Genomic DNA, 2,464 nt, shown 5'->3' with positions numbered 1-2,464 from the left:
AAACTTACTAATGGTAAGTTTTAATAAAGGAGGAATATCGGTGACTACAACAATTGATTCAAATATATATTCAATCATGAAAGCTAGAAAGTCTGTCCGCGTATATGATCCAACATTCAGTATTCCAAAAGAAGAAATTGAAGAAATGATTCAGATGGCAACATCCGCTCCATCTTCTAGTAATCTTCAACCTTGGCGCTTTCTTGTAATTCAAGATCAAGAAGTAAAAAAAGAATTAAGAACCATTGCGAATAATCAAGAACAAGTAGAAACAAGTTCTGCTGTTATCGCTGTATTAGGTGACCACGAAATGTATCAAAAAGTAGAGCAAATTTATAACCAAAACTTTGCTGAAGGTCATATGAACGAAGCAATCACAAAGCAAATGATTGATAGTACTCGACGTGTATATCCACAAATCTCAACAGAAGCTAGAAAAAATATTGCTTCTTTTGATGCAGGACTCATTTCTATGCAATTCATGTTACTTGCTAAAGAAAAAGGCTATGATACTGTTACAATGGGTGGATTCGATAAGGTGAAATTCGCTGAAAGATTTGAGTTGCCAGAAGGAACTTTTCCTATTGTTTTAATAGCACTTGGAAAAGCTGCTGCCCCAGCATACGGCTCTTCTCGTCTTCCGCTAAGCGATATCGTACGTTTTATTTGATAGGATGAATAAAAAATCAGAGCATGCTTTGAAGAGAAGATTCATCAAACTATGCTCTGATTTTCTTTAAAAATTCATCCTAGATTGTCCACCATCTACATTTATACTAGCTCCGACAATCCAAGAAGCTTTATCAGAGGCTAGAAAAGTAACAACATTGGCTATTTCTTCAGGAGTGCCAAAACGACCGGCAGGAATTTCACGCTGAATAAATTCTTTCATTTGCTGAGGATTCTCTTCGATTCGCTTTTTCCAATTTCCTGTTTCGTGAAGAATACTTCCTGGAGCAATGCTATTTACACGAATTCCATAAGGGATTACCTCATCAGCAAACGATTTAGTAAAGCTAATCAAAGCCGATTTGGCATTATTATAGGTCACTTTTCCGCCGCTCTCTCTTCCAAATATAGATGTAATGTTAATAATTGACCCGCTGCGAGATGTTTTCATATGCTCAGTCGCTAATTTACTTAAATGAACGGCGGAAAAATAATTTAGCTCTAGCGCCTCATAAAATACATCCATCTCTGTATCTATGGCTTTGCCCCCATTACTGCCACCTGCATTATTAATAAGAACATCTATTGTTCCGTTTTGTTTAATAAAAGATTGCATGAGCTTTTCTCGTTCATCTGCTTTTAAAATATCCGCTTGAAAAATGGATACGTTGCCGCCAAACTCTTCTTTTGTCTTTTGTAAAGATTCTATGCCGCGGGCAGCAATTGATACATTCGCTCCTTCTAAAACAAAAGCCTGAGCAATAGCTTTTCCTATCCCTTTCGACCCGCCCGTAATCAATATGTTTTTCCCTTGTAATTGTAAATCCATTTTAAAAATCTCCTATTCATTTTCAGTTAACTTTACATATGTATTTTGTTCGATATTGTACTTCACAAGTAAATTTCTCTTTTGGTATATCCATTGTAAAAGAACTTTCTATAATTTCTTTAAATTTCTAAATATATGTCTAGCGATCTCTAGTTCGTTCATTTGATATTGTTCCATTAAAGATACGCCCAAACAACCGATAAGTATAGGACCATCTGAATTTGTTTGAAACTCCAGTCCGCACTGCTGCAAATAATCAAGTAGATTGAATACGCACTCGTCTTGGTGTACGTATAGAGTATTGAGTCGACGATAAACAATTGCTTTAATCTTCCCGTGCGGCTTATTGTCCCATTCTTCTAGTTGTGAGTCAGCGACACCGTATGGAAATTCAAAATAACTATCTATTTCTTTAAATGAAAGATTTTTATCCTGACCAAACACCTTTTGTACAGTTTGATCAAACGCTAAAAGCAGATTCTTTTCTACTTCCGTTCTGTACAACTGAGTGGCAATCGATTGATAATACCAATTCTGTTCTTCTTTTCCACTATTAAAGCGATTCCATACTTCTTCCCCTATCCTACTGCCTTCTTCTTTGATAGATGAAAGATTATTCAACTTATCCGCACAGACGATCGCCGCTCCATTTTTAGATAAAGAGTGAATTGTCTGCACTGTATGTAATTTTCGTACTTTCCATGGTAAGGTTTTATCTTTTTCTGATGCTTCTTCTACTAAATTGGCTATCCTAAAACCGAATTCATCGACGAGTTGCTCATACGTAGCTTGGGTATCTTCAAGCACATCGTGTAAAATACCAGCTGTTATTGTCTCCTCGTTATAGCCATACTTTTGTAAAAGAAAGCCGACAGATAGGGGATGAACGATGTAAGGAATTGTTGTTTGCTTGCGCATTTGTCCGTGGTGAGCGGAAAGAGCGAAATTGATTCCTTTTTCTATTAG

The 2,464-nt window shown here is 36.4% G+C and carries 3 protein-coding genes; 1 reads left to right on the top strand and 2 read right to left on the bottom strand.

Going from position 1 to position 2,464, the window contains the following annotated elements:
* Window positions 1-76 precede the first annotated feature (76 nt).
* The gene (locus V7068_RS21385; RefSeq protein WP_499714473.1) at window positions 77-670 is read left to right on the top strand and encodes a nitroreductase family protein; all 594 of its coding nucleotides are present in this window, start codon (window positions 77-79) and stop codon (window positions 668-670) included.
* A gap of 66 nt (window positions 671-736) precedes the next feature.
* Here V7068_RS21385 and V7068_RS21380 read toward each other — a convergent pair whose 3' ends face one another.
* Together V7068_RS21380 and V7068_RS21375 are read right to left on the bottom strand one after the other, a co-directional pair.
* Window positions 737-1,498, bottom strand: a complete 762-nt coding sequence (locus tag V7068_RS21380) for an SDR family NAD(P)-dependent oxidoreductase (protein WP_499714471.1) — start codon at window positions 1,496-1,498, stop codon at window positions 737-739.
* 108 nt (window positions 1,499-1,606) lie between these two features.
* On the bottom strand, window positions 1,607-2,464 hold an 858-nt coding region (locus tag V7068_RS21375), incomplete at its 5' end, for an HD domain-containing protein (RefSeq protein ID WP_499714470.1).

Source organism: Bacillus sp. JJ634, from assembly GCF_036962285.1.
Classification (GTDB): Bacteria; Bacillota; Bacilli; order Bacillales; family DSM-1321; genus Peribacillus; species Peribacillus asahii_A.
This window is presented reverse-complemented; position numbering and strand designations above follow the sequence as displayed.

Coding starts and splice junctions, on each gene's coding strand:
- V7068_RS21380 (WP_499714471.1), bottom strand. CDS start 1,498: ATGGATTTACAATTACAAGGGAAAAACATATTGATTACGGGCGGGTCG.
- V7068_RS21385 (WP_499714473.1), top strand. CDS start 77: ATGAAAGCTAGAAAGTCTGTCCGCGTATATGATCCAACATTCAGTATT.